This window comes from Candidatus Bipolaricaulis anaerobius (assembly GCF_900465355.1).
Lineage (GTDB): Bacteria > Bipolaricaulota > Bipolaricaulia > Bipolaricaulales > Bipolaricaulaceae > Bipolaricaulis > Bipolaricaulis anaerobius.
Genome location: NZ_LS483254.1, coordinates 385,844 through 411,741, shown reverse-complemented (window position 1 = coordinate 411,741; position 25,898 = coordinate 385,844). Strand labels below are relative to the sequence as shown.

The following is a 25,898-nucleotide window of genomic DNA, read 5'->3' as shown; positions in this document are numbered from 1 at the left end:
AACGTGGATCTGTTGCTTCATCCTGCCCCCCCAGGGGCAGGTATAACGTCCGCGAGCATCTTGCCGGCATTCCCTAGCGAGAAAACCCATGGATTTGGGGGACAGGTAGGAGGAACGGGTGGGGTTCACGAAGCTTGAGGCAGATCCAGCGCAGCGCGAGGCCGCCGTGCTCGCCTTTTGGGAGGAGAACCAGGTCTTCGCGCGGTCACTCGAACAGAGGTTGGGCTGCCCCCGGTACGTGTTCTACGAAGGCCCCCCCACGGCCAACGGCTATCCCCACATCGGGCACCTCCTCGCCCGGCTCGAGAAGGACCTGTTCCCCCGCTACCACACGATGCGCGGCCGCTACGTCGGCCGGAAGGCGGGGTGGGATTGCCACGGCCTTCCCGTGGAGCTCGAGGTGGAGAAGCAACTTGGGATCAGCACCAAGGCCGAGATCGAGCGCTACGGGGTGGAGGAGTTCGTCGCCCAGTGCAAGGGCTCTGTGCGGACCTACATCCGGGCCTGGGAAGAGATGATCCGGCGCATGGGGTTCTGGATCGACCTCGAACACCCCTATGTCACCTACCACGATGACTACATCGAGACCCTGTGGTGGGAGCTCCGGGAGATCCATGCCCGCGGCCTCCTCTACCAGGGCCACAAGATCTTGCCCTACTGCCCCCGCTGCGGGACATCGCTCTCCTCCCACGAGGTGGCCCAGGGGTACCAGCGGGTGGCTGACCCCTCCGTGTTCGTGCGGATGCCCCTCGCGGATGACCCGGATGTCTCCCTGTTGGTGTGGACGACGACCCCGTGGACGCTCCCCGCGAACGTGGCGGTGGCGGTCAACCCCGACGCCTCGTACGCGGAGGTCGTGTACAGGGGGGAACGGCTGATCCTCGCCGCGGCCCGGGTACCGGCAGTGCTGGGGGAGGAGGCGAACATCCTCCGCGTCTTCCCAGGGCACGAGCTTCTCCACCGGCACTACACGCCCCTGTACCGTGTGGCACAGAGCAACGATGCATACCAGGTATGGCCGGCCGCGTTCGTGTCCCTCGACGAGGGGACGGGGATCGTCCACATCGCCCCCGCGTTCGGGGAGGAGGATTACGACCTGGGCCAGGAGAAGGGGCTCCCCTTCCTTCAACCGGTGGATCGCGGGGGACGGTTCACCGACGAGTTCCCCCTCGCCGCCGGCGTGTTCGTGAAGGACGCGGACCCGCTCATCCTGAAGGACCTCGCCCAGCGCGGGCGCCTGTTCCGGGAGGAGACCTACGACCACGACTACCCGTTCTGCTGGCGGTGTGACACCCCGCTTCTCTACTACGCCCTCGACTCGTGGTTCATCGCCACCACGAAGGTTCAGGACAAACTGATCGAGGAGAATGAGAAGGTGAACTGGCATCCTGAGCATATTGGGCGGGGCCGGTTCGGTGATTTCTTGAGTTCGCTCAGGGATTGGGCCCTCTCCCGCGATCGGTACTGGGGGACGCCGCTTCCGGTGTGGATCTGCGCCACGTGCGGGGGAATGAAGGTGGTCGGCTCGCGGGCGGAGCTCGTCGCGCACGCCCTCGATCCTGACCTCGCCCGGGCCGTGGAACTGCACCGTCCCTATGTGGATCGGGTCGAGCTCCGTTGCCCGTGCGGGGGGGTGATGCGGCGGGTGCCCTACGTCCTCGACACCTGGTTCGACTCGGGCTCGATGCACACCGCCCAGTGGCACTATCCGTTCGAGAACGTTGACCAATTCAAGGAATCCTACCCCGCGGACTTCATCAGCGAGGGCCTCGATCAGACCCGGGGTTGGTTCTACACGATGCTCGTCACGGGGGTCCTCCTCCACGGATCCGCCCCCTACCGGAACGTGCTCGTCACGGGGCTGGGGCTCGATGCTGAAGGGCAGAAGATGAGCAAGTCCCGGGGCAACGTGCTCGATCCGATGCCGATCGTGGCGGCTCACGGCGCGGATGCGGTGCGGTGGTACCTCGCGTCCGAGTCCGCGCCGTGGAACGAGCGGCGGTACGACGCAACCGGCGCCCGGCAGGCCCGGTTCGGGTTCCTCGATACGGTGCGGAACTGCCACGACTTCCTCGCCCTCTACGCGGAGATTGACGGGTTCGCTCCGTCCACCTCTGTCCCCGCTCCGGCGGACCGCCCGGCGCTCGACCGCTGGCTCCGGTCGCGGGTCGGGGGAGCGGTGGAGCGGGTCACGGCGGCGCTTGATGGGTACGATCCGCTCACGGCGACGCGGGAGATCGACGAGCTCGTGGACGATCTCTCCAACTGGTACATCCGCCTCTCTCGCCCGCGGTTCTGGGGTGAGGGTCTGACCCAGGACAAGCTGTGCGCGTACGGGACCCTGTACGACGCCCTGCGGACCCTGGCCCTCCTCCTCGCCCCGTTCACCCCGTTCCTCGCCGAGGCGATGTGGGCTTCCCTGCGGATGGAAAATGATCCAGACTCCATCCACCTCGCCAACTGGCCGGAGCCGTCCGGGCGCGACCCCTCCCTCGAGGCGCAGATGGCCCGCGTGCGCCGGGTGGCCTCCCTCGCCCTCGGGGCGCGCAACGTGGCGAAGGTCAAGGTCCGCCAACCGCTCCCCACCCTCCACGTCCTTCGCCAGGGGGGGGACGAGGTGATCCCCGACGAGCTGTGGGGCCTCGTCCGTGACGAGGTGAACGTGGCCCGCATCGTCCTCACGGACAGCCTCGACCCGTATCGGGTGCCGAAGGTGACCCCCGACTTCCGGCGGTTGGGCCCCCTGTACGGGGGACTCCTCCCCAAGATCGCTTCTGCTCTCTCCCAGGCCGATCCGGCGACGCTCGCGGCGGACCTCGCCTCCCGCGGCCGGATCGAGGTGCGGGTGGAGGGGAACCCCGTGGTGCTCGATCCGGAGTCGGTCAAGGTGGAGTGGCGGCCGGTGGAGGGGTTCGTGGTGAGCACGGGGCCGGAGGGGGCGGTGGCCCTCGATCTGCGGGTGGACGAGACGCTTCGGGCAGAGGGAGACCTGCGGGAGCTCGTCCACCGCCTGCAGCTTTCCCGCAAGGAAGCGGGGTTCCTGGTCACGGACCGGATCGAGATCGGCTACGACGGGGATCTCGGGGAGATCTTCCGCCGGTTCGCGGATCGGATCCGCGATGAGGTGCTCGCCGTGGCGGTGAGGGAGGGCGCGCTCCCAGGCGCCGAGCACGAGGCGGAACTGGAGGTCCACGGCCGGGCCGGGCGGGTGTGGCTGAAGCGCAGCGGGGGGCAGGGATGCCAGCGGTCGCGGTGATCGGGGCGCAGTGGGGGGACGAGGCGAAGGGGAAGGTGGTCCACCACCTGTGCCGGACCGCGCGGATGTGCGTGCGGTTCAACGGGGGGGCCAATGCCGGGCACACGGTGGAGGACGGGCGGGGCACGGCCCGGCTCCACCTCGTCCCATCGGGCGCGCTCCACCCGCGGTGCCAGGGGGTGGTGGGACACGGTGTGGCGCTCGACCCGTGGGAGCTCGAGCGGGAGCTGGGGGAACTGGAGGCTCAACGCCGCCCCGCGCCGGACCTCCTCCTCTCGGAACGGGCCCATCTCGTCCTGCCCTTCCACCGCCTGCGGGAAGAGCTGAGCGGGGCGGCCGATCGCATCGGCACCACCCGCCGCGGGATCGGCCCCTGCTACGAGGATCGGGTCGCCCGGCGAGGCCTGCGGTTGGCTGATCTCGCTGATGAGAAGATGGTGCTGGATCACCTGATAGAGTGCGCACAACGGGCGGGCGGCGGGCCCGACCCCAAGGAGGTCTGGGGCGAACTGCTCCGGTTCCGGGAGCGGTTCGCCGATCGGATCGGGGACGCCCAACGCGCGATCGCGACCGCCCTCGACGGGGGAAGCGACGTCGTGTTCGAGGGAGCGCAGGGCACGCTCCTCGACCTCGACCTCGGGACGTACCCCTGCGTGACTTCCTCCACGACCACCGTCCACGGCATCGGGTGGGGCACGGGGGTCCGCGTGAACTTGGCACGGGTGGTCGGGGTGATGAAGGCCTACACGACCCGCGTCGGAGAGGGACCGTTCCCGACCGAGGAGTTGGGCGCGGTGGGGGACCGGCTGCGGGAGGGGGGAGGAGAGTACGGGGCGACCACGGGCCGCCCCCGCCGCTGCGGTTGGCTCGACCTCGTCGCTCTGCGCCATGCCCACCGCGTGAACGGGTTCACCGAGCTCGCCCTGACCAAGCTGGACGTCCTCTCCGGGCTCCACGAGATCAAGGTCGCTGTGGCCTACACGATCGCGGGACAGGGGGGCGCGGCGTTCCCGGCCCGGGTGGAGGACCTCGCGCGGGCCGAACCGGTGTACGAGGTCCTCCCCGGCTGGGGGGAGGACATCGCGGGGGCACGCGACGAGGAGGAGCTCCCCTCCGCGGCCCGCGGTCTTGTGCGGTTCGTCGAGATGGAGCTCGGCGTTCCGGTGACGCTCATCGGGACCGGTCCCGGTGAGCAGGCGATGATCGAGCGGGGTAGCAAGTGAGGATCGTGCGCTTCGGTCGAGGGACATGGGGGACCCTCGACGGTGATGAGATCCGGGTGACCCGTGGTCCGGGCGGGGGCACCACCGGGCGGACGTTTCGCTTGGGTGAGGTCCGGCTCCTCCCCCCGGCACGGCCGACGAAGATCGTGTGCGTGGGACGTAACTACCGGGAGCACATCCGGGAGATGGGGCACCCGGACGAGGCACCGGCCGAGCCGGGGCTGTTCCTCAAGGCCCCCAATGCCCTCGCTGCCCCCGGGGAGACGATCCCGTACCCCCCGTTCACCCACTCCCTCCACTACGAGGGGGAGCTAGCGGTCGTGATCGGCCGCCGCATGAAGGCCGTCCCCGAGCGGGAGGCCTTGGACTACGTCCTCGGCTACACGTGCGCCCTCGACCTCACAGCGCGCGACCGCCAGAAGACGGATCTACAGTGGGTTCGCGCGAAATCAGCTGACGGGTTCCTCCCGCTGGGGCCGTGGGTCGAGACCGACCTCGATCCCCGGGCGCTCTCCATCCGCACCCATGTGAATGGAGAGCTCCGCCAGCACGGCCAAACCGCGGACATGATCTTCCCTGTGCCCCACCTCCTTGCGTACACAAGCGCGTTCATGACGCTCGTGCCGGGGGACGTGGTGCTGACGGGAACGCCGTCCGGCGTGGGCGAGCTCCACCGGGGGGACACCGTGGAGGTGGCGGTGGAGGGGATCGGTTCCCTCGCCGTGCGCATCGCGTGACCAAGCCGGCGCGGTTGATGTCCGCTCCGCCAGCGTTTATGATCCGGCCCCATACCAGGAGGCAGGGATGCAGAAGACGTACATGGCCAAGAAGGGCGATGCCGGGGTGACCTTCCGGCGCGACTGGCTCGTGGTGGATGCCACGGACCAGCCGCTCGGACGGCTCGCCTCCAAGGTAGCGACGATCCTTCAGGGCAAGCACAAACCGACGTACACGCCGTTCTTCGACGTGGGCGACTACGTGATCGTGATCAACGCCGATAAGGTCCGCCTCACGGGAAAGAAGTGGGATCAGAAGATGTACTACCGCCATTCGGGGTACATCGGCCACCTCACGGCCACGCCGTACCGCGAACTCCAGCGCCAGCACCCCGAGATCCCGATCCGGGTTGCGGTACGGAGGATGCTCCCCAAGAACGAGCTCGGGCGGAGGATGCTGCGCAAGCTGAAGATCTACCCGGGGCCCGACCACCCGCACGCGGCCCAGACTCCATCTGCCTTCTCCCTGTAACCTTCTCTGACCGGAAGCCAGGTGATCCAGGTCCCCTCGCCCCGTGACAAACCGGGGGCGGAGGATCCTCCTCTTTCCCGCAGTCCGTCCCGCGCCCGGGGTAGCCTGTCCCTCTGATGCACCGATGACGCCGGGGGGTGATCCCAGTTACAGACACGAACAGAGTTTGCCGCTAGACTGGCTGTGGTGCACAAGGTAAGGAGGTTGACGATGGTGAGGAAGACCAGCCTATGGTTCTTGGTCTCCCTGATGGTCGCCGTGCCCTTGAGCGCGCAGGGCTACTTCCAGGTGACCCAGGGAGCGGTCAAGGCCGCGATCCCCCCGCTGGGGGGGGCGAAGGCGGCCGCTGAGTTCTATGCCTACGATGGTGGGCTGTCCCGCAGCGGAAACGAGCTCGCGGAGACGGGAAACCTGGTTTTGTTCCTGTACCGGGAGCCAACGACGCAGGACCTGTACCTCTTCTTCATCGTGAACAAGGCCGACACCGGCGCGGGCGGGAACGTGCGGCTCACGCTGACGGATCTCCCCATCGGGGCGGACTTCGTGGTCAAGGATGACGAGGGGTTCCCCCTGTTCGCGATCTTCCTGCCCGAGCTCAACGATGAGTACGTCCTCGCGAACGGCGAGTACCAAATCCTGTGGACGTGGGGGGCGAACAGCACGGATGGGGGCGTGTTCGGCCCGCTCGGAGAGGAGTTCAGGATCACCCTCACCCCCGGCGCGTTCTCCGGGGTGCAGAGGATCGTGGTCAAGTCCGGCAACATCAACGCCCCGACGCGGCTTGAGCTCAACACGACTGAGCCGATCGTGATCCAGGGGATGACAAACCAGCCGCCGGTGGCCAACCTCGTCCTCAGCCCGGCCGCTCCGCGGGCGCGCCAGCAGGTGACATTCGACGCCTCGGGGAGCGTGGATCCCGATGGGTCCATCGTCCGCTACCGCTGGGACTTCAACGGCGACGGCGTGGTGGACCTGGAGAGCACGGAACCGACCGTGAAGTACGCCTACCTCACCGGTGGCTCGTACACCATCCGTTTGACGCTCGTGGACAACACGGGGATGGAGACAACCTACTCGATGCCGGTGTTCGTATCGCTCGTCACCGTGACCGCGGTCCGCTCGATCTCCACCACCACCGCCCTTCCGGGGTACGCGTTTCGGGTTCAGGTACGGATCCACACGGATCAGGACCTGGCGGGGGCGGGGCTGGACGAGAACCCACCGGTGGGTTGGGAGATCACGCCGGTCGCCAACGGCGGCGCGATCTTCAAACGGGCCGAGGTGCAGTGGGTGTTCTTGGAGCCGATCAAGGCGGGCACTGAGCGGGTCATCATCTACGATGTGACCGTGCCGGAGGTCGAACTGCTCGCCTCGATCCGCCTCCCGCAGCAGTTCTGCATCACCGGCATCTTCCAGGCCAAGGTCCCCGACTTCGAGTTCGAGGTCGCCGGCGAGTCGTGCTTCCTTGTCAACGACTGCCTCTCCGTCCTCGAAGCGGTAGCCCACCTCGTCCCGGCCGCGATGCCAGGGGAAGAGGATCGGGTGGACCTCCGGCTGTCGGAAGCGATCACAGCCGACCAACTCGCCCGCGCCACGGAGCTGTGGCGGACCGATCGGCCGGTGGTGAAGGCCTGTGGCGAACGGATCAGCCTGCACATGCTGAAGCTCATCGCCGCGTACTCGCTATCCTGTACGGCGATTGACCAGCCGCTCCCCACGATGGCCCCCGCGAACCTCCAGGCCCAACGGTGGATCATCACCCCCATCCCGTGCGAGGGCGTTGTCATCGGGTTCTACGACTCGGCGGGCAATGTCGTCGGCAACAGGTTCACGGTCAAGGTGGAGATCACGACGGACCGGGACGTGTACGGCGTGGGCCTCGACGAGGACCTCCCCATCGGGTGGCGGGTGACCCCGATCCAGAACGACGGCTTCACCTACAAGCCGGGCGTGGACCAGTGGGCATTCACCGGGACCCTCAAGGCCGGGCAGACGAAGACGATCATCTACCAGGTCGAGGTCCCACCCACGGTGACGGTGGAAACCACTCCGCCGGATCCCTGTAAGGTGCTGTCGTCGGAAACGGTCGTCGGCCGCGCCGACAGCGGTCACCCCTGCCTCGAGGTCGAGGTCACGGGCGCGAGCCGGGTCGACCTCACCGACTGCCTGAACGTGATCGTGGCCATCTCCCGCTGGGATGTGGTTCGGGATACGATCGATCTCTCGCTTTCGGACAAGATCACGTTCCCGCAGGTGCAACGGGCGATCGCGTTCTGGCTCGAAGGGACGAAGGTTCCGCGGACGTGTGCCCCAGGGATCGTGGACTACGAGACGATGAAGACGATCATTGCCCTCTGGCTCACGGGCACCCCGATCTGCGAGGTGCTTCCCGGCCGGGCGCCGGGGGTCTGCGACCGCTAGGCAGAACCTGGTCTTCCTCAGCACTGAGGGTGGCGGGGGCCGAGGTCACGGCCCCCGCCTGCCCCCGAAGGAGGCGACGATGCGAACGGTCATGGTGACCGCATGCTTGATGATCGGGGTCCTCTCGTTTGGTCAGGGCCTCGCCCTGATCCCATCCACCGCGATCCCCGAGCCGGGGAGCGAGGTGAGCTTCCAGGTGAGCGGGGCCCCCGCTGGCGCCCAGTTCAAATGGGACTTCAACGGCGATGGGCGCCCCGATGCGACCACGAACCAGCCGTGGGCGAACTGGACCGTGCCCGCCGGGGCATGGAACGTCATGGTGGACGTCATCCAAGGCAGCCGATCCATCTCCCAGCTCGGCGTGGTGGTGGTCGCCGACTCCCGGCTGGGGGCCGTGGGGGAGGTCCGCTGGACAGGGGATGTGGCCGAGGTGACGGTTGTGATCCGGGCCCGAACGGAGATCTTCGGCCCAGGCCTCACGGTGGACGTTCCGCCGGGCTGGACAGCGACGTCGCTCGATCCGGCGCGGATGAACGAGCAAGGGCAGCTCGAGATCCTCGCCGCCTCCGCCACCGTCCTCTATCCCGGCCAGGAGCTGGTCCTCCAGTATGTCCTCTACCCTCCGTCGGCCAGGGCGCGGGCCCGCCTGGCGTGCTCGGTCACAGGCATCGTCACCGTTGGGGACCACAAGGAACGCGTGAGCGTCCCGGTGGCGGGCCCCCTCACCTTCTAGGGCAGGGGTCGGGCCTCGTCCCACAGCACGTCGAACCAGTGGGCAAGGGGCCGGCCGACCTCGGGCGCGGAAAGGAGGAGGATCCCCGCCTCGACGTTGTGGACAAGCGAGGAGTAGGAACCGTTGGCCGAGGTGACGAGGACGTCCCGCCCGTCCACGATCAACCCCTTGGCGTGGAGGGTCGTCCCCGGCGCATCGAACCGCACCGCGACCCCGCAGGCAGTGAGGTACGCCGCCGCCACCCGATTGTCGTGGGCTAGATCCGCGAAATCCTCCCCCCCCTCCAGAAGGACCTGCACCACGACCCCCCGGGCCGCAGCGGCACAGAGCTCCTCCACGATGCGGTTCGAGGGGCTATCGGAATAGGTCGGGTAGTACCCCAGTCGGTAGAGGATGAGCCGCACGGAACGCTCGGCCCGGCGGATCAGGTCCGGGAGGTATCGGGCATGGAGCCCGCCCTGAGGAGGGTCGAGGAGGGGGACCACCGCCGGCTCCGGCCACGGGGGCGGGGGGTGCGCGGGGATCGCCTTAAGCTGCCCCTCCCAGAGGAGGTCGAAGAACTCCCCGAACGCGGCCCCCAGCTCCGGAGATTCGAGCGCGAGGTCGAGCTGAACGCTCCGCGTGAGGGCGGACATCGTCCAGTGGGTCGAGCCCACCACCACCCACCGCCGATCCACAACGAGGAACTTCGTGTGAAGGGTCACCTCCGGCGCGTCCCACCGCACCCCTACCCCCCGCTCCGCCAGGTACTCGGCGGCTCCCCTCTGTTCGAACAGAGGATCCGTCTCCCGCCGCTCCGCAAGGACCCGCACCCGCACGCCGCGGGCGGCAGCGTCGGCGAGGGCCACCAGGAGGCCTTCCGTTGCCCCATCCCCGGTGTAGCGGCGGATGTCGGACAGGGAAGCCAGGACCTCCTCCCGCGCGCCCGCGACGAGATCGGTGACGAAGCGGACGTATTGCGGATCGTCGGGGGTCGTGGCGAGGGGGACGACGGGCACCGCCCCGGCCGCCCAGGTGAAGAAGGAGAGCAGAATGGCAACGCGCTTCATCGCTGGGTATGATAACGGACCTATGAACCGAGAGCTGCCTCCTGCTCGACTCCGCCGCACGTGCGATCCCCGTACCTTCTCGTTCTCCACCACCGATGACCTCGCACCCCTTACGGACATCGTGGGCCAGGAGAGGGCGATCGAGGCCCTGTGGCTGGGGCTCTCGCTCCATGATCCCCAGCACAGGTACAACATCTACGTGTCCGGCGAACCGGGCCTCGGCAAGACCTCCGCCGTCTCCCGCCTCCTGGAACAGGTCTCGCGGACGAGGCCGGTCCCGCCGGACATCTGCTACGTGCACAACTTCCGGGTCCCCCACATGCCCCACTACCTCCTCCTCCCGGCGGGGCGGGGGCGCGAACTGCGCCAGGACATGGAGCGGTGCATCGAGTTCGTGGCCCACGAACTGCCGCGGGTGCTGGAGTCCGACGAGTTCAAGACCCGCACGAAAAAGGAACGGGATAGGATCTCCCATGAGCGGGACGAGGAGTTCCACGAGCTGGAAGCGAAGGCGGCCCAGCTCGGATTCGCCCTCCAGCGTACCCCCCTCGGGATCAACACGATCCCCCTCAAGGGCGACGGGACGCCGTACTCGCAGGAGGAATACGCCTCCCTCCCCGAGGCCGACCGCGCGGAGATCCGCCGCCGGCAGGAGGAGCTGCAGGGCCTGATTCGGGACACGTTCCAGCGCCTGGCGAAGCTCGACGAGACGTGGCAGGAGGCCCAGCACCTCCTCACGAAGCAGGCTGTGGAGTTCCTCGTCGAGCCGCGGTTCGCCCAGCTTCGGGAGAAGTACAGCGGGATCGAACGCGTGCCGACTTTCCTGGCCGAGGTGAAGGCCGACATCCTGGAGAACGTGGAGCAGTTTCAGACTGCGAACAAGAAGCCACCGCCGATGGTGCCGATCCCGCTCCCCGAGGGCGGGGATCGGTTCCTCCGCTACCGGGTGAACGTGGTCGTGGACCGCTCGGGGAGCGAAGGGGCGCCCGTGGTGGTAGAAGGAAACGCCACCTACACGAACCTGTTCGGGACGATCGAGCGTCGGGTCCAGTTCGGGGCCGTGACCACGGACTTCACCCAAATCCGGGGCGGGGCCCTGCACCGGGCGAACGGTGGGTACCTCGTCCTCACCGCCACGAACCTGCTGCGGGCCGCCCTCTCCTGGGACGCGCTCAAGATCGCGCTCAAGGCCGGCGAGATCCGGATCGAGGACCCAGCCCAGATGCTCGGGTTCGCGTCCACGGAGGGACTGCGCCCGGAGCCGATCCCCCTTGATGTCAAGGTCCTCCTCGTGGGATCCCCGTACCTCTACCACCTCCTCCACCACTACGACGAGGATTTCCGGAAACTGTTCGGGATCAGGGCTGACTTCGACACGGTGATGCCGTGGTCGGACGCGTCCGTCCAGGCGCTGGCGCGGTTCGTCCGCATGTGTCGGGATGAAAACCCGGCCGTGCTCCCGTTCGACCCGTCGGGGGTGGCGCGGCTCGTCGAGCACGCGGCCGAACTCGCCTCCGATCAGGCCAAGCTCGTGACCCGGTTCGGGACCCTCGCCTCCCTCGTCGCCGAGGCGAGCTTCTGGGCCCGCGAGGCGGGAGCGAGCGCCGTGGACGCGAACCACGTCCGACAGGCGATCGCCAAGGGGAAGTACCGCCACTCCCTCCTCGCCGAGAAGGTCCGGGAGTGGATCCGGCGGGGGAAACTCATCGTGAACGTGCAAGGGGTAGCGGTGGGGCAGGTGAACGGCCTCGCCGTGCTCGACCTGGGGGACTTCGCGTTTGGAAAGCCGACGCGGATCACGGCGAACGTGTTCACGGCCAAGAGCGGGGTGGTGGACATCGAACGCGAGGCCGAGCTCGGGGGGAAGCTCCACACGAAGGGGGTCATGATCCTCAAGGGCTACCTCGCCGCCCAGTTCGGGCAGCGGGAGGCCCTCACGCTCGGGGCGAGCCTCGCCCTTGAGCAGTCCTACTCCGGGGTCGAGGGCGACTCCGCATCAGCAGCGGAGCTGTTCGCCCTCCTGTCTGCCCTGTCCGGGGTCGCCGCCCGGCAGGGGGTCGCCGTGACGGGAGCCATCGATCAGAAGGGGCGGATGCAGGCGATCGGGGGGGTCAACGAGAAGGTGGAGGGCCACTACCTCGTGTGCCGGGAGCTCGGCCTCACCGGCGACCAAGGGGTGATCCTCCCCGCCGCCAACGTGGACGAGCTGATGCTCCCCGAGGATGTGGTGCAGGCGGTCGCCGCGGGGGAGTTCCACCTCTGGAGCTGCGCCACGGTGGAAGAGGGGGTGGAGATCCTGTTCGGGATCCCGGCAGGCGAGGTTGGTCCCGATGGCACGTACCCGGAGGGCACGCTCTACCACCGCGTGGCGCAGCGGCTGGCGGAGATCCGGGCAAGCCTCCGCGCGGAGAAGGAAGAGAAGAGCGACTAGTCCTCCCCCGCCATGGGGAGGGCGTCCCGCTTGAGGAACCGGGGGAGCACCGCGCCCCACACCGGGAGGGGGAGCCGCGCCCCCGGCTCGATCTTCTCGGGAAGGCCTCGCTCGGCGCCGAGGACGAACCCCAGCGGCGTCCCCTCCCCCAGCCCGCGCACGGAGAGGAGGGCCATCCCCACCTGGCCCGTTTCCAGCACGACACAGCTCGTGACCCACCCCACCACCTGCCCCCCCTTGTCCACGACCGGGGTCCCCGCCCGCACCGGCCGCTGACCGGCGGGAATGGAGAACCGCACCACCTCCCGCGTCCAACCCGCGACGGCGCGGAGGTAGGCAGACCGACCGACGAACGCCGGCTTGTGGAGCTTCACGTAGGGCGCGAACCCCGCCTCATGGGGGAGGATCTCGTGGGATCCGGCCAGCTCGTGGCCGTAGAGGGGGAGGCCCGCCTCCGTTCGGAGGGAGTCCCGCGCGGCGAGCCCGATCGGCTGCAGGTTGCGCTCCTTGTCCGCCGCAAGGAGCGTCGTCCACAGGCGCATCGTCTGCGCGGGGGAGACGAGGATCTCGTACCCCAGGGGCTCGCCCGTGTACCCGGTGCGGGCGCAGAGGACAGGAACCCCATCCACGCTGAGCTCGCAGAACTCCGCACGCCGGAGGGAGGTGAGTCGGTGCCGGTCCGGCCCCGTAAGGAGCCGTTCGAGGAGGGCCCGGGACCACGGCCCCTGGAGGGCGATGTCCACGAGCGCGTCGGGGTTGTCCCCACGGAGGTCGCGGAGGGTCACCGGTCCATCCGGCTCGACCCACGGCCGGTCAGGGTCGAGGAGGACCTTCCCGGAGTTGATCGCCGAGAGCCAGTCCCAATCCTTGCTCGCATTCGCGGCGTTGACCACAAGCAGGAAGTGGTCGCGGGACCGACGGTACACCATGAGGTCGTCCACCACCGCCCCGTCGGGGGTGAGGAGGAAGGCGTACTGGGACTGTCCCGGCTGGAGCCACCCCGCGTAGTTCGTGGTCACGAGGTTGAGGAAGCTCTCCGCGTAGCGGCCCGCGACGGAGAACGCCCCCATGTGCCCAAGGTCGAACAGCCCCGCCGCCTCCCGCACCGCCCGGTGCTCCGCGAGGGCCGACGTGTACCAGAGCGGCATCGTGAACCCGGCGAACTCGGCCATCCGCGCCCCGGCGTCGCGGTGCCAGTCGGAGAGCGGAGTGCGGGCGATGCCAGCGCTGGGAGCGTGCGGCGCGTAGGGCTCCTTGCCCCCCGCCAGGCGGATCCGCTGGCACCCGATGAAGTAGGGCTTGCGCGGGGAGACGAGGTCAGGGCGGCTTTCCAACGCATCCCCCGACCGGGGGGCGCCCGCGAAGAGGTCCATCTCGGCCGACACAACCGCCCCGTCGGCGAGGCGGAACGAGGCACCTCCCGCATCGGGCTCCACGACCGCCGGGCCCTGCACCTTGCGGTAGAGGTCGTCGGGATCGAACAGGACGTAGCCATCGGCGAGGGCCGTGAGCCACTGCGCCACAACGGGGCCCCGGTCGCTCGGGACGAGGACGGCGAACTCCGGCCGGCCCCAGCGGTCGTCGGGCAGCCTCCCCACGATCGCCGCGGCGAGGATCGTCCCCTCCTGATCGAGGAACAGGGTGCGGCACCCCTGCCCGGGATCGAGGGAGAGGACGTGAGCGGTGCACGCCTCGTGGAGGAGCTGGGCCGCCCGGCCGCCCCGTACCCGCAGCGCCGCGACGCCGCTTGCCGCGGGCCGTCGCCCGCTGGGGGACCGGAAAGCGCGCCCGCTGAACCGCGAAGCGAGCGCCTCCACGCGCTCCTTAGCTTCGGTGAGCACCGCGAGGGGGAGCTTCCCGCGAGGGAGGGGGCCGGTCACGCCCTGGTACGTGAACGGGTAGATCGAGGTCAGGACGAGGCGGGAGATGTCCGCGATCTCCTCCATCTCCTCCTTCCCCATCCCCCGCTGGGTGGCCCACGGAGTCCCGTACCGGAGCCCACGGGCGTCAGCGGCCGAGGCGTCCCCGGGGATCGTGTTCTTGTTCACCACCAGGCCGGCGAGATCGAGGATCCGAGCTGCGATCTCCCCCATCAGCTCTCCCCCACGGGGGGGGCGGATCGCCCGGAGGTCGAGGACGAGGAGGTGGGTGTCGGTGCCGCCGTAGGCGAGGCGCAGGCCCCGCTCCCGGAGCGCAGTCGCGAGGGAGGCGGCGTTGGCGACCGTCCGGTGCTGGAGGTCGCGGAACGCCGGCGTCTTGGCCAACGCGAGCGCGGCGGCGATGCCAGCCCACTTGTTCACGTGGGGGCCCCCTTGGGCCCCGGGGAACACCGCCGCGTCGATCCGGGCCGCGATCTCGGGATCGAAGGAGAGGACGATCGCCCCCCGCGGGCCGCACAGGGTCTTGTGGGTGGTGAACATGACCACGTCGGCGTACCCCACCGGGCTGGGGTAGGCCCCAGCGATCGCCATCCCCGCGGTGTGGGCGATGTCCGCCATGAGGAACGCCCCGCAGCCGGCGGCGATCTCTCGCAGCGCCTTCCAGTCCGGGGCCCACGGATACGACGTGTACCCGGCGATGATCATCCGGGGGCGGTGCTGCCGGGCGAGGTCGGAGATCTGGGCATAGTCGAGGCGTTCCGTCCGCGGATCCACGCCGTAGCGCACCATCCGGTACCGTCGGCCGGACTGGTGGAACGGCGACCCGTGGGAGAGGTGGCCCCCTTGGGAGAGGTCCATCGCCATCAGCGTGTCCCCCGGCCGGAGGAGGGCATCGTAGATCGCCATGTTCGCTGCCGCGCCCGATAGCGCCTGAACGTTGACGAAGATGTCGTCAGCCCTGACGTCGGGGGTGGCGAAGCACTCCGCGGCGCGGCGACAGGCGAGGGCCTCCACGAGGTCGGCGAACTCGACCCCCTTGTAGAACCGGCGATCGCTGTAGCGGCGAAAGTACGCGAGCTGTTCCGCGATCTCCATCAGCCGGTCCTCCGGAAGGCGGAGCATCTCCTCGCGCGGGTACCCTTCAGCGTAGATCGAAGTGAACACGCTCCCCATCGCCTCGCGCACAGCACGGGGGGTCAGGGATTCCGACGGGATGAGGATGATCTTGCGGCATTGGCGCTCCTCCTCCGCCTGGATGAGGGCCTCCACCGCCCGATCCACCTTCGCCAGTTCCATCGTCCACACGTCGCTATCGGTCACGGTAGGCTCCTAATCGGGGAAGGGCAACGGACGGAACCGGACCGCCCGGTCCGCGTTCGTCCATGCCAGCTCAAGGGCGAGGTACATCCCCCCGGAGACGAGGGCATGCCCACCCAACAGGAACGGGACCGCTGCGCCGGCACAGGCCGCGGTCAGTTCCCGCAGGACGGGGTTCGTGAGCCCGGTGGGATCGAGGAGGTCGGACGCGAACCGCTCCCCCGGGGGGGGCCAGAACCCGAGGTGGGCCATGAGGACGCGCGTGTCCCACACCACGGCGTCCCCGAACTGGGAGAGGAGCTCCACGAGCTCGGTCGCGGTCCGGCCGTGGGCCAGGGCTCCGACGAGGGACCTCACCGCGCCCCGCTCGGCGCGGCCGCTCGACTCCATCCCCCGCTCCTCGGAGAGGATCCTCGTCCGGCATGCCGCCTCCCTCTCCAGGTGGTGGGCGAGGTGGGCCCCGATCCTCCCCAGGAGGACGAGCTCCTTCTCCGGGTCCACCAACACCTCGAGGACCTGCTGGGCGCGCGCGGTGGAGACCACCGCGAGGACGTCCCGGAGCTCAGGGGGCAGGGACGGGTGGAGCGCGAGGAACTGCAGCTCGCCCGGGGTATCGATGTCGAACTGGGTCCCCGCCGATCGGGGGAGTTCATAACACGCGTACCCTGCGCCCCACAGCCGGGTCCCGATCGGGTTGTCCCGCGTCAGGTCCCCCAACGCGGCGGGAGGGGCGAGGAGCGCGAAATCGGTGGAGTAGAAGTTGTTGAGCACGGCGTACGCGGATCCCGTCGGTGCCGCGGTGATGAAGCGGTCGAGCAGGGGATCGGGCAGGAGGAACGCGCTGCCGGCGGAGAAGTAGAGGAGCCGCTCCGGCCGGAATTTGCGGATGAGGGCGCTGAACCGAGCCCCGAACGCCCACGGCCCCGGGGGATCGGGCTCCACCTCGACCCCACCCCCCATCCACGCCTCGGGGCGGGGGGTCGCCACCACCACCTCGTCCACCTGGGGATGGGTCACGATGCGGCGAAGGAGGGCCTTGGCTGACGCCGTCCTTGCCCGTCCGACCAGATCCTCGCCCCCACTGTCGAACAGGAAGGCGACTGTGCGGGGCATGGGAGAGGGGCGGTTAGGGCTTGTCCTCGTAGGGGAGCAGGGCGAGCTTGCGGGCGCGATCGACCTCGGTTGCCATCCAGTTCTGGTGCTTGGCACAGAGGCGGGACACCCGGCGGGAGAGGATCTTCCCCCGGCGGTTGACGAACTGGCGGAGCGTCTCCGGATCCGTGTACCGCAGTTCCAATCCCTGATCACAGACACGACAGACCTTACGTTGGTGCTGCATCGTCAAAACGGAACCTCCTCTTCGGGTGAAGGATCGGGGGGGGTCTCGGTCCCCTCTTCCGTCGGCTGCGGCTCGGCGGTGGTCGGCCGGCCGCCGAGGAAGTGGACCGACTGCGCGGCCACCTCCGTGGTCCGCCGCCGATCCCCGTTCTGGGTGGTGAACGACCTCACCCGAAGCCGTCCATCCACCGCCACCTGGCGTCCCTTGCGCAAATAAGCTGCGCAGTTCTCAGCTTGCTTCCCCCACACCACGATGGGGAGGAAGGTCACTTCTTCCTCGGGTTGCCCACTCTCCGGGTTGACCCACCGCCGGTTGACCGCGATGTCGAACCGGAGCATCGCCCGGCCGCTCTGAGTGTACTTGAGATCGGGGTCGGCCGTGAGGCGTCCCGTGAGGACGACCCGGTTGAGGTCGCTCATCCTAGTTCTTGCTCACCCGCACGGTCTGGTAGCGGAGGAGGGCATCGTCCATCGCCAGCCTCTCCTCCACCTTGCGCACCCGATCGGCCGGGAGGGCGAACGTGACGAGGACGTAGTACCCCTCGCGGAAATGGTCGATCTCGTAGGCGAGGATGCGGGTACCCCACTCGTCCGTCGTTTGGACGGTGCCTTCCTCGGATTCAATGATCTGTTGGACCTTAGCGATCTTGGCCCGCCGCCCCTCCTCATCGAGGTCAGGGCGGAGGATGTACACCATCTCGTAATCGCGCACCTCACCGGCCACCGGCGTCCCTCCTTCAGGAAAGATCACGTATCACCCCGAACTCTACCCCTCTCGCCGTGCGTCGTCAACCGCTTTTCCGCGAAAAGGGGCATGGGAAGTACGTTCACACTTGACAACACCGGGAAAGAGCTCTATACTAGCGCATCTTTGACCCAGGGAGGGGGTGTTACAATGAACAAGGGAGAACTGGTAGATCGGATTGCACAGCGGACTGGGCTTACGAAGAAGGACGCTCGGAAGGCGCTCGATGCCACGATTGACATCATCACGGAGAGCATCGCCGCCAACGAGGAGGTCCTCCTGACGGGGTTCGGGAAGTTCGAGGTGCGCACGCGGAAGCAGTCGCAGCGCATCAACCCGCAGACCCAGCGGCGGATCATGGTGCCGGCGAAGGTCGTTCCGGCGTTCAAGCCCGGTAAGAACCTGAAGACCCTGGTCGCCAAGCGCCTAACGGTGGTGGATCAGCGCGGCCAGTTGGCAGTGAAGAAGCGCTGACGTTCGCTCGTCAGGGGCTGAGGTGGGCGGCTACCGCTAGGGCAGCCGCCCACGCTCATGGTACAGCCGATTCGAGGAGGCGGCGCAGCCGGGACAGCCCTTACGCCGTCGTGTCTCCTGCCCGCCACGGGCGAGATCCCCCTCCACGAACGTAGGGGAGTGGACGGGGGTGACCCACGTGATGGGTCAGGGCCCCCAGTGTAACCCACGCCACCCTCACCCTCAAGGGTACAGGCGGTCGAGGGTCCGCGGGAACGGGATCGCCTCGCGGATGTGGGGTATTCCGGCGATCCACTGCACGGTCCGTTCCACGCCGAGGCCGAACCCGGAATGGGGGACCGCACCCCAGCGGCGGAGATCGAGGTACCAGCGGTAGGGCTCCTCCGGGAGGCCCGCCTCCCGCAGTTGGGCCAGGAGCTCCTCCTCCCTGTCCACGCGCTGCGAGCCACCGATGATCTCCCCGTAGCCCTCGGGGGCGATGAGGTCCGCACACAGGGCGAGGTCGGGCCGCCCCGGATCGCGCTTCATGTAGAACGGTTTGATCGCAGCGGGGAACCGTTCCACGAACACCGGGCGGCCGAAGTGCTGCGACAACGCGTCCTCCGCCGGGGCCCCGAAGTCGTCCCCAACCTCCATCGCCACCCCCGCCGCCTGGACAAGGGCCACCGCCTCGTGGTACGTGACCCGGGCGAACGGCTCGGCCACCTCACGGCGCAGGAGGGACGAATCGCGCTCCAGTTCGTCCAGATCGCGGGGGCGTTCCGCCACCACCGATTCGACGACGTAGCGCACGAGGTCCTCCTGGAGGGCGAGGTTCCCCTCGTGGTCGAGGAACGCTTGCTCCGCCTCGGCCATCCAGAACTCGGTCAGGTGGCGGCGGGTCTTCGACTTCTCCGCCCGAAACACGGGACCGATCCAGTACACCTTCCCCAGCGCCGCGCACGTCGCCTCGAGGTAGAGCTGGCCGGACTGGGAGAGGTAGGCCGGTGTCCCAAAATAGTCCAATGGGAACAGGGTCGTCGTCCCCTCAACCGCGGTCCCGACGAGGACCGGGGCCTCGGTGGCCACGAACCTCCGCTCGTGGAAGAAGGAGCGGATCGCCCACAGCACCGCATCCCGCAGGCGGAGGATCGGCGTCTGACGGCGGCTGCGGATCCAGAGGTGGCGGTGGTCCATCAGGAACCCGGGCCCATGTTCCTTGAGCCCGATCGGGAACGGCGCGGTCGGGATATGGACCGGTTCAAGGTGGGTCACGGTGACCTCAAACCCGCCGGGGGCGCGCGGTTCGGCCCTCACCGTCCCCCCCATGCGGAGCGATGCTTCCTGGGGAAGGGAGTCCGCGAGCGCGAACGCGGCCGGATCCGCCGTGGGGGTGACGACCCCCTGAACGAGGCCCGTCCCGTCCCGCACGAGCACGAACCGCACCTTGCCCGAGGAGCGCTTGTTGTAGAGCCAGCCCTGGATGAGCACCTCGCTCCCCACGTGCTGGCCCAGTTCCTCGATGTACACGGATCTCATCGTCCGCCTCCGGGTGGCGTCCCCTACGCCCCGCCCGCCCCTTCCCTTTCGTGGACGCGGGCCTCGATGTAGGCGATCGCCTCCCCCACCGTGGCGATGTTCTCCGCGTACTGGTCCGGGATCTCAATCCCGAACTCGTCCTCGAACTCCATGATCAGCTCGACCGTATCGAGGGAGTCCGCACCGAGGTCGTTCACAAACGACGCTTCATCGGTGATCTCATCGAGGTCCACCATCAGCTGCTCGGCGATGATCTCCCGTACCCGATCGGCAATCTCACTCATAGATCCCACACCTCCTCGCTGCCCCACCGCGGGGCGGCGCCGTCCCAAGCGTGGGCCAGTTATATAGGGCCCCCCGGCACGGCGCAACACCACTCCCCTGTGGCGGCCCTCAGGCCGCGGCCGTGGGGGTGGCGGAGGGTACCCGGGGATCCCCCGGGTTGGCAAGCCCCGGCTCGGCGGGAGGGGAGGAAAGGCGGGAGCGAAGGACCTCCACGATCTGGGATCGGCTGGCCTGAAACGTGCGTCGCAGGGCTCCCTCGATCGCCGCGGCGTCGGACCGGCCGTGGGCGACGGTCACGAGGCCGTTCACCCCGAGGAGGGGGGCAGCGTTGTGCTCCTCGTAGCGGAGGCTCTGCGCCACCGCGCGCAGCGCCCGACGGGAGAGCAAGGCCCCGAGCCGGGCGCGGGCCGAGCTCCGGAGGGCGCCCTTCACCATCGTCAGGACCGCCTCCGCTCCCCCCTCGACCGCCTTCAAGAACAGGTTCCCGCTGAACCCGCCCGCGACGACGACATCCACCGGCCGCTCGGTGAGGATCGTATGGGGCTCGACGTTGCCCACAAACCCCGCCGTACGGGCAAGCAAGGGATGGGCTTCCCGGGTGAGGGCGTCCCCCTTCCCGTGCTCGGTCCCGATGTTGAGGAGGCCCACCGTGGGCGAGGGGATGCCGAGCACCGCCTGGGCGTAGGCCGCACCGAGGTCCGCGAACTGAACGAGGTGGGCGGGCTTGGAATCGGCGGTGGCCCCCGCGTCGATGAGGAGCACCTCGCCGCGGAGGGTGGGGAGCGAGGCGCAGAGCCCGGGGCGGACCACCCCGGGAAGCCGCCCCAGACGGAGGATGGCTGCGCTGACCACCGCCCCTGTGCTGCCGGGGGAGAGGAACGCATCCGCCTCTCCCCGGCGGAGCGCGTCCAGGCCCCGGGCGATCGAGGTGTCCTCCCGGCGTGCGACGCGGGTCGCCCCCTCCTCGTGCTCGGGAGCCGGCGGGCACTCGAGGACTTCCACTCCGGGGGGAAGGGGTGGGAGGAGCGGCCGATGGGCGACGAGGATGAGTCGGATCGGGAGGGCCGTAGCAGCGCGGATCGCCCCCCCCGCGAGCTCGGCAGGAGGGCGATCAGCCCCCATCACGTCCACGACGATGCGCGGCTCCACCGGTCCTGGTGCCGAGGGTGGGATTTGAACCCACACAGGCCGAAGCCCACTGCCCCCTCAAGACAGCGCGTCTGCCAATTCCGCCACCTCGGCGCGGGAGGGATGGTAGCCGCATGGGCCCACAAGCTCAACATTGTAGCCGTGTCCGGGGGGAGGTAACGTTCGGCGATGGCCGGGCCGCGGATCGTCGCCTACTGGGGGGACCCGCTCCTTGCGGAGCGGGCCCTCGCCCGGGCGCTGGGGTCGTGGGGCCAAGCGCGGCGGGTGGTCCTGTTCGGGGACGAACCGTGCCTCGATCGGCTGATCGAGGAGCTGGGGAGCGCGGACCTGTTCGGGGAGCCGCGGGCGATCGTCGTCCGCCGGGCGGACCCCCTGATGGGGGAGGAGCGGCTGGTGCGGGCGCTGGCGCGGGGGGTGCCGCCCGACCTCGGGGTGGCTTTCGTCGGCGCTGCACTGAGGGGCCCTGTGGTGCAGGCCGCCGAGGAAGCCACGTCCTTCCCCACGCCGACCGGCCGCACTCTGCGGGCCCTCACCTCCGAGCTCCTCTCCGAGGCGGGCCTGGCGGGGACGGCCGCGGTGGTGGACCCCCTCATCGAGGCGGCGGGGGGGAACACGCTCCTCCTCTCCCAGGAGGTGGAGAAGCTCTCCCTGTGGAAGGGGGAACGGCTCCCCGCGCGGTGGCGGGAGCTCCTCTCCTCCTCTTCGGGGCCGGCGTACGCGTACCTCGACGCCGTGGGGTCGCGGGAGATCCCCGCCGCCCTGGCCGAGCTACGGCGTCTCCTCGCCGCGGGTGGGAACCCGTCCCCCCTCTTCTTCTCCCTCGTCGGCCACGTGCGGGCGCTCCTCGCTGCCCTCGCCGCGAGCGAGGACGGCCGCGAGCCGGCCGGCCCGCCCTGGCTTGTCCGGCGGCGGCTCGACCAGGCCCGCCGCTGGGGGGAGGCAAGGCTCGTCGGGCTCCTTGCCTCCCTTCAGGCGCTTGACCTCCAGATCAAGACCGGCCAGATCTCCCCTGAGGCTGCCCTGCACCAGTTCACCCTCGGTCTGGCGCGGACCGGACCGGGATGAACTCCCCCAGCCCCGTCGTCTCGAGGAGGAGGCGAGACAGGACGAGGGAGGAGAACATCGAGGCCACGATCCCCAATCCCAGCGTGATCCCGAATCCCTCCACCGGCCCCGAGCCCAACAGGAACAAGATGAACGCCACGATGAGCGTGGTGATGTTTGCGTCGAGGATCGCAGACAGGGACTTCGCGAACCCAGCGGTGACGCACGCCCTGGGGGCCTTGCCCGTGCGGCGCTCCTCCTTGATCCGCTCGAAGATGATCACGTTCGCATCCACCGCCATGCCGATGGTGAGGACGAGCCCCGCGATCCCGGGCAGGGTGAGGGTCGCCCCGAACGCGCGCAGCGCGGCGAACACGAGGAGCATCGTCATCACCAGCCCGGCGTCGGCAACGATCCCCAACCAGCGGTAGTAGACGAGCATGTAGACGAGGACGAGGGCGAAGCTTGCCACGAGGGCGGTCATCCCCCGCCGCACGTATTCCGCGCCGAGGGTCGGGCCGATCGTCTGCTGTTCGATGATCGCCACCTGGGTCGGGAGGGCCCCGGACCGGAGCACGGCCGCAAGGAGCTTCGCCTCGTCGAGGGTGAACCGGCCGGTGATCGTCGTTGAGTCCTGAACAGCCCTCCACCCCTGCTGGGCCGCCTGCTTGATCGAGTCGGCCACGAGCGGGGCGGAGTAGACCACGTTGTCGAGGATGATCGCCAACCGATCGTTCACCTGCATGCGCCGGATGGCCTCGGCGAACTTCTCTGCCCCGTCACGATTGAAGGTGAGGGCAATGAGGAACCCGGGGTTGCGCGGGTCGGTGGAGGTGCGGACCACCGCGTTGTCGAGGACGTCCCCGGTGAGAAGCGGCTCGACCTCGACGAGGTACCACTCGCTCTGGTCCTTGTTGGGCAGGACATCGAACAGGAACCCCTTGCGCGCTTCGAGGTCCTCCCGGTTGGAAGAGGCCTCGATCACCTTGCGGAACTCGAGGAGGGCGGTGCTCCCGAGGAGCCTCTGCGCCTCTTCCGGGTCCTGGACCTTGGGGATCTTGACCTCGACCCGATCCCGTCCCAAGGGCCGGATCTCGGCGTTGACCATCCCATACTGGTCCACCCGCTCCGAGAAGATCGTCACCAGCTGGTTCACCGCGTCCTGCTGCTTCGCCGGTTCGAGCTGGGACTCGCGAAGCGGGATGAGCTCGCCCGTCGCCGGGTCGAGGACCTGCGCCTCGAGCACGAGGCGCACCCCTCCCTGGAGATCCAGGCCGAGCTTGATCACGTCCTGGAACGGGAAGAACGGGTAGAGGAGGCCAATCGAGGCGAAGAGGGCTGCCAGTACGAAGCCAAACCGAACCCAGTCCGAACGTTTCATCGTCGCACCTACTTCCGCACCTTGTCCACGATGCTGCCCTTCGAAAGCCGGATCTTCCCATCCTCAACGGCGAGGAGAACCGAATCCTCGCTGATGTCCTCGATCGTGCCGAGGATCCCGCCCGCAGTGACCACACGATCCCCGCGCTTGAGCGATCCGAGGAGGTCGCGATGCTCCTTCTGATGCCGGCGCTGGGGCCGGATGAGGAGGAAGTAGAAGATGGCGGCGAACGCCACCAGCATCACGACGAGGGTGATCATGGACTGGGTCGTCGTCTCGGTCCCCGTCTGAGCGTATGCGATCATACCATCACTCCTTTTTCCCGTAGTCTACGCGCTCCGTTCGTCCCATCCAGAATGGCGACGAGCGCACTCCCCACGCTCCACAAGGCGCACCCCGACCCCGTTCGATCCCGGCCGCCGCAGAGCGAAAAGGTTGAGCCGGAGTATAGCGTACCCAGCGGGGGCGAGCGACCGCCCGCGGGCGGCCCCGGTCAAGTGAGGTAGGGGAGGAACGCCGTGGCCAGTCCGAGGAAGAGGAAGAACCCGGTGATGTCCGCGACCGTGGTCGCCACGGGGCCCGAGACCATCGCCGGATCCAGCCGGAGCCGCTTCAGCACGTAGGGGAGAGCCCCCCCGACGAAACAGGCAGCGATCGTGTTTCCCATCAGGGCCACCGCGCTCACCACTCCGAACAGGGGCTTCCGCCACAGGAGGAACGTGATGAGCCCGATCTCCGCCCCCAACATGAGTCCGTTCAGGATGCCGACCAAGAGCTCCTTTCGCATCACGTGGGGCAGATCGGACCATTGGACCTCCCCGGTGGCGATCCCGCGGATGGCGACCGAGAGCGCCTGGGACGCCACGTTCCCGCTCATGTCGGCGATAAGGGGCATCAGACTTGCCACAAACGTGATCTGGGCGATCGTCTGCTCGAAGTGGGCCACTACGGCAACGATCGCCAGGTCGAGGAGGATGTAGGCCATCATCCATGGGAGGCGCTTGCGCACGGAGCTCAACGGTGGATCGAGCGGGTGCTCCTCTCCCGCCGGGATGCCGCCCAGCCGCAGCACGTCCTCCGTCGCTTCCTCGCGGATCACGTCGATGACGTCGTCAATCGTGACGATCCCGAGGAGCTTCCGATTCTCGTCCACCACCGGGAGGGCGAGGAAGTTGTACTTGTCGAACAGATGGGCCACTTCCTCCACGTCCATCGTCACGGGGAGGGTCACCGCGTCCGCGTTCATGATCTGGCGGAGCGGGGTGGTGGGACGGGCGAGGACGAGGTCGCGCAGGGACAGGACCCCCAGGAGCGTGCCCCGGTCATCCACGACGTACGCGTAGTAGACGGTCTCCGCCTCCTCCGCCCTCGCGCGCAGTTCCCGGATCGCCTCCTCCGCGGTCATGTCCGCGGGGAGGGCCACGACCTCGGTGGACATGAGCCCGCCCGCCGTGTCGGGGGGATAGGAGAGGAGTTCCCCTAGCTCCTTCGCCTCCTGCGTCTCGAGGCGGGACAGGATGTCCCGCACCGTCTCCGGGGGGAGCTCGGCGAGGAGGTCCACCGCGTCGTCGGGCTCCATGTGGGACAGGATGTGGGCAGCATCCTCCCGGTTGAGCTCGGCGAGGAGCCGCGCCGCCTCCTCGGGCTCCATCTCCCCCAGCGGCGCGGCGGCGGCGCGGCGGAGGTAAAGGCGGCGCAGGAGTTCCACTGCCTCCTCCTCGCGGAGCGCGGCGAGGATCTCCGCAATCTCCGCGGGGTGACGGCGGATGAGCTCGGCGATATCCAGGGACCGGGTGTTCTCCTCAGCCATGATGCCCGACTATACCCGTCATCCCGCGCCGCGCCACATCAGGCGAAACGGGTCACAAGACGGCGATCACGCCGAGCGAGGCGAGGAGGACGATGACCCCGGCGAGGAGGACCCCGAGCGAGATCATGAGGAGCGCGCGGCGCCAGGGGATCCCGAACAGGACGGCGAGGAGGGACCCCGTCCACGCCCCCGTCATCGGGAGGGGGATCGCGACGAGGAGGACCAGCGCCCCTTCCCCGAACTTCGCAAACCGTGTGCGGTGGCGGGTCTCCTGCCAGGTGAGGTAGCGCCGGGCGGCCCGGCCGAGGGGCCCGGGGATCCTCCCCGCGGAGGGGATGAGCGCGGAGAGGCCGAAAAGGAGGAGCGGTACGGGGAGGAGGTTCCCCACCACCGCGACGACGTAGGCGGTCGCCGGGGAGAACCCAAGCGACAGGGCGAGCGGCAACCCGCCCCGCAGCTCCGCGAGCGGGGCTGCGGAGAGGAGAAGCACCTGCCCCACCGCACCGAGGTCCATGGCCGCATTATGCCCGGGAGCGGGCCTTGGGAGGGAGCCAGTTCCCGCGTAGGATTGGCGACGTGGCACGAGCGAGAGGAGG

22 protein-coding genes and 1 tRNA gene are annotated in these 25,898 nt (G+C 68.8%); 9 read left to right on the top strand and 14 right to left on the bottom strand.

What is annotated here, in order from left to right:
* Positions 1–118: 118 nt before the first annotated feature.
* From ileS to BARAN1_RS01970, 6 genes are all read left to right on the top strand, one after another.
* Entirely contained in the window at positions 119–3,256 is a 3,138-nt protein-coding gene (ileS, locus tag BARAN1_RS01995; RefSeq protein WP_122030662.1) for an isoleucine--tRNA ligase, read from the top strand.
* Complete coding sequence (locus BARAN1_RS01990; RefSeq protein ID WP_122030661.1) at positions 3,238–4,479, top strand: adenylosuccinate synthase; 1,242 nt, start codon at positions 3,238–3,240, stop codon at positions 4,477–4,479. The genes ileS and BARAN1_RS01990 overlap by 19 nt, the downstream gene beginning before the upstream one ends.
* Positions 4,476–5,216 carry a fumarylacetoacetate hydrolase family protein gene (locus BARAN1_RS01985; RefSeq protein ID WP_122030660.1) on the top strand — a complete coding sequence of 247 codons (741 nt, stop codon included), beginning with the start codon at positions 4,476–4,478 and terminating at the stop codon, positions 5,214–5,216. The genes BARAN1_RS01990 and BARAN1_RS01985 overlap by 4 nt, the downstream gene beginning before the upstream one ends.
* Positions 5,217–5,283: 67 nt before the next feature.
* A complete protein-coding gene (gene rplM, locus BARAN1_RS01980) occupies positions 5,284–5,727 on the top strand; it encodes a 50S ribosomal protein L13 (protein ID WP_122030659.1) in 444 nt (147 codons plus the stop codon).
* Between the two features lie 210 nt (positions 5,728–5,937).
* The gene (locus BARAN1_RS01975) at positions 5,938–8,148 is read left to right on the top strand and encodes a PKD domain-containing protein (RefSeq protein ID WP_122030658.1); all 2,211 of its coding nucleotides are present in this window, start codon (positions 5,938–5,940) and stop codon (positions 8,146–8,148) included.
* 79 nt (positions 8,149–8,227) lie between these two features.
* Positions 8,228–8,881 carry a hypothetical protein gene (locus BARAN1_RS01970; protein ID WP_157959385.1) on the top strand — a complete coding sequence of 218 codons (654 nt, stop codon included), beginning with the start codon at positions 8,228–8,230 and terminating at the stop codon, positions 8,879–8,881.
* Here the strand turns inward: BARAN1_RS01970 and BARAN1_RS06500 are convergent.
* Positions 8,878–9,930 carry a phospholipase D-like domain-containing protein gene (locus BARAN1_RS06500; RefSeq protein WP_162297732.1) on the bottom strand — a complete coding sequence of 351 codons (1,053 nt, stop codon included), beginning with the start codon at positions 9,928–9,930 and terminating at the stop codon, positions 8,878–8,880. The genes BARAN1_RS01970 and BARAN1_RS06500 overlap by 4 nt on opposite strands.
* A gap of 22 nt (positions 9,931–9,952) precedes the next feature.
* Here BARAN1_RS06500 and BARAN1_RS01960 point away from each other — a divergent pair, with 22 nt between their 5' ends.
* Positions 9,953–12,361: a Lon protease family protein gene (locus tag BARAN1_RS01960; RefSeq protein ID WP_162297731.1), complete on the top strand. Its 2,409-nt coding sequence runs from the start codon at positions 9,953–9,955 to the stop codon at positions 12,359–12,361.
* Here BARAN1_RS01960 and BARAN1_RS01955 read toward each other — a convergent pair.
* From BARAN1_RS01955 to rpsF, 5 genes are read right to left on the bottom strand one after another with little or no spacing between them, the layout of a single operon-like run.
* Positions 12,358–15,561, bottom strand: coding sequence for a serine hydroxymethyltransferase (locus tag BARAN1_RS01955; RefSeq protein WP_122030655.1), 3,204 nt, complete (start codon positions 15,559–15,561; stop codon positions 12,358–12,360). The two genes, BARAN1_RS01960 and BARAN1_RS01955, sit on opposite strands and share 4 nt — an antisense overlap.
* Before the next feature lie 9 nt (positions 15,562–15,570).
* Positions 15,571–16,671, bottom strand: coding sequence for a hypothetical protein (locus BARAN1_RS01950; protein ID WP_122030654.1), 1,101 nt, complete (start codon positions 16,669–16,671; stop codon positions 15,571–15,573).
* 13 nt (positions 16,672–16,684) lie between these two features.
* The gene (gene rpsR / locus BARAN1_RS01945) at positions 16,685–16,897 is read right to left on the bottom strand and encodes a 30S ribosomal protein S18 (protein WP_122030653.1); all 213 of its coding nucleotides are present in this window, start codon (positions 16,895–16,897) and stop codon (positions 16,685–16,687) included.
* A gap of 2 nt (positions 16,898–16,899) precedes the next feature.
* Positions 16,900–17,316 carry a single-stranded DNA-binding protein gene (locus BARAN1_RS01940; protein ID WP_122030652.1) on the bottom strand — a complete coding sequence of 139 codons (417 nt, stop codon included), beginning with the start codon at positions 17,314–17,316 and terminating at the stop codon, positions 16,900–16,902.
* Between the two features lies 1 nt (position 17,317).
* Positions 17,318–17,620, bottom strand: coding sequence for a 30S ribosomal protein S6 (gene rpsF, locus BARAN1_RS01935; protein WP_157959383.1), 303 nt, complete (start codon positions 17,618–17,620; stop codon positions 17,318–17,320).
* Positions 17,621–17,791: 171 nt separating this feature from the next.
* Between rpsF and BARAN1_RS01930 the strand changes: the two genes are divergently transcribed.
* The gene (locus tag BARAN1_RS01930; protein WP_122030650.1) at positions 17,792–18,115 is read left to right on the top strand and encodes an HU family DNA-binding protein; all 324 of its coding nucleotides are present in this window, start codon (positions 17,792–17,794) and stop codon (positions 18,113–18,115) included.
* A gap of 222 nt (positions 18,116–18,337) precedes the next feature.
* Here BARAN1_RS01930 and asnS read toward each other — a convergent pair whose 3' ends face one another.
* The 4 genes from asnS to BARAN1_RS01910 all read right to left on the bottom strand — a co-directional run bounded on the left by asnS (position 18,338) and on the right by BARAN1_RS01910 (position 21,160).
* The gene (gene asnS / locus BARAN1_RS01925; protein WP_122030649.1) at positions 18,338–19,633 is read right to left on the bottom strand and encodes an asparagine--tRNA ligase; all 1,296 of its coding nucleotides are present in this window, start codon (positions 19,631–19,633) and stop codon (positions 18,338–18,340) included.
* Between the two features lie 23 nt (positions 19,634–19,656).
* Positions 19,657–19,917, bottom strand: a complete 261-nt coding sequence (locus BARAN1_RS01920; protein WP_122030648.1) for an acyl carrier protein — start codon at positions 19,915–19,917, stop codon at positions 19,657–19,659.
* Between the two features lie 109 nt (positions 19,918–20,026).
* On the bottom strand, positions 20,027–21,067 hold the full coding sequence (gene plsX / locus BARAN1_RS01915; RefSeq protein ID WP_122030647.1) for a phosphate acyltransferase PlsX: 1,041 nt from the start codon (positions 21,065–21,067) through the stop codon (positions 20,027–20,029).
* A 6-nt stretch (positions 21,068–21,073) separates the two neighbouring features.
* Positions 21,074–21,160 (bottom strand) — tRNA-Leu (locus tag BARAN1_RS01910).
* A gap of 75 nt (positions 21,161–21,235) precedes the next feature.
* Here BARAN1_RS01910 and holA point away from each other — a divergent pair.
* Positions 21,236–22,132, top strand: a complete 897-nt coding sequence (holA, locus tag BARAN1_RS01905; RefSeq protein ID WP_122030646.1) for a DNA polymerase III subunit delta — start codon at positions 21,236–21,238, stop codon at positions 22,130–22,132.
* On the opposite strand, the gene secD is transcribed toward holA, so the two are convergent.
* From secD to BARAN1_RS01885, 4 genes are all read right to left on the bottom strand, one after another.
* Positions 22,098–23,492 carry a protein translocase subunit SecD gene (gene secD, locus BARAN1_RS01900; protein ID WP_122030645.1) on the bottom strand — a complete coding sequence of 465 codons (1,395 nt, stop codon included), beginning with the start codon at positions 23,490–23,492 and terminating at the stop codon, positions 22,098–22,100. The two genes, holA and secD, sit on opposite strands and share 35 nt — an antisense overlap.
* Positions 23,493–23,500: 8 nt before the next feature.
* Entirely contained in the window at positions 23,501–23,797 is a 297-nt protein-coding gene (gene yajC / locus BARAN1_RS01895) for a preprotein translocase subunit YajC (RefSeq protein ID WP_231944282.1), read from the bottom strand.
* Positions 23,798–23,985: 188 nt separating this feature from the next.
* Positions 23,986–25,302, bottom strand: coding sequence for a magnesium transporter (gene mgtE / locus BARAN1_RS01890; protein WP_122030644.1), 1,317 nt, complete (start codon positions 25,300–25,302; stop codon positions 23,986–23,988).
* Positions 25,303–25,354: 52 nt separating this feature from the next.
* Positions 25,355–25,816: a COG2426 family protein gene (locus BARAN1_RS01885; protein WP_122030643.1), complete on the bottom strand. Its 462-nt coding sequence runs from the start codon at positions 25,814–25,816 to the stop codon at positions 25,355–25,357.
* Positions 25,817–25,898: the final 82 nt, after the last annotated feature.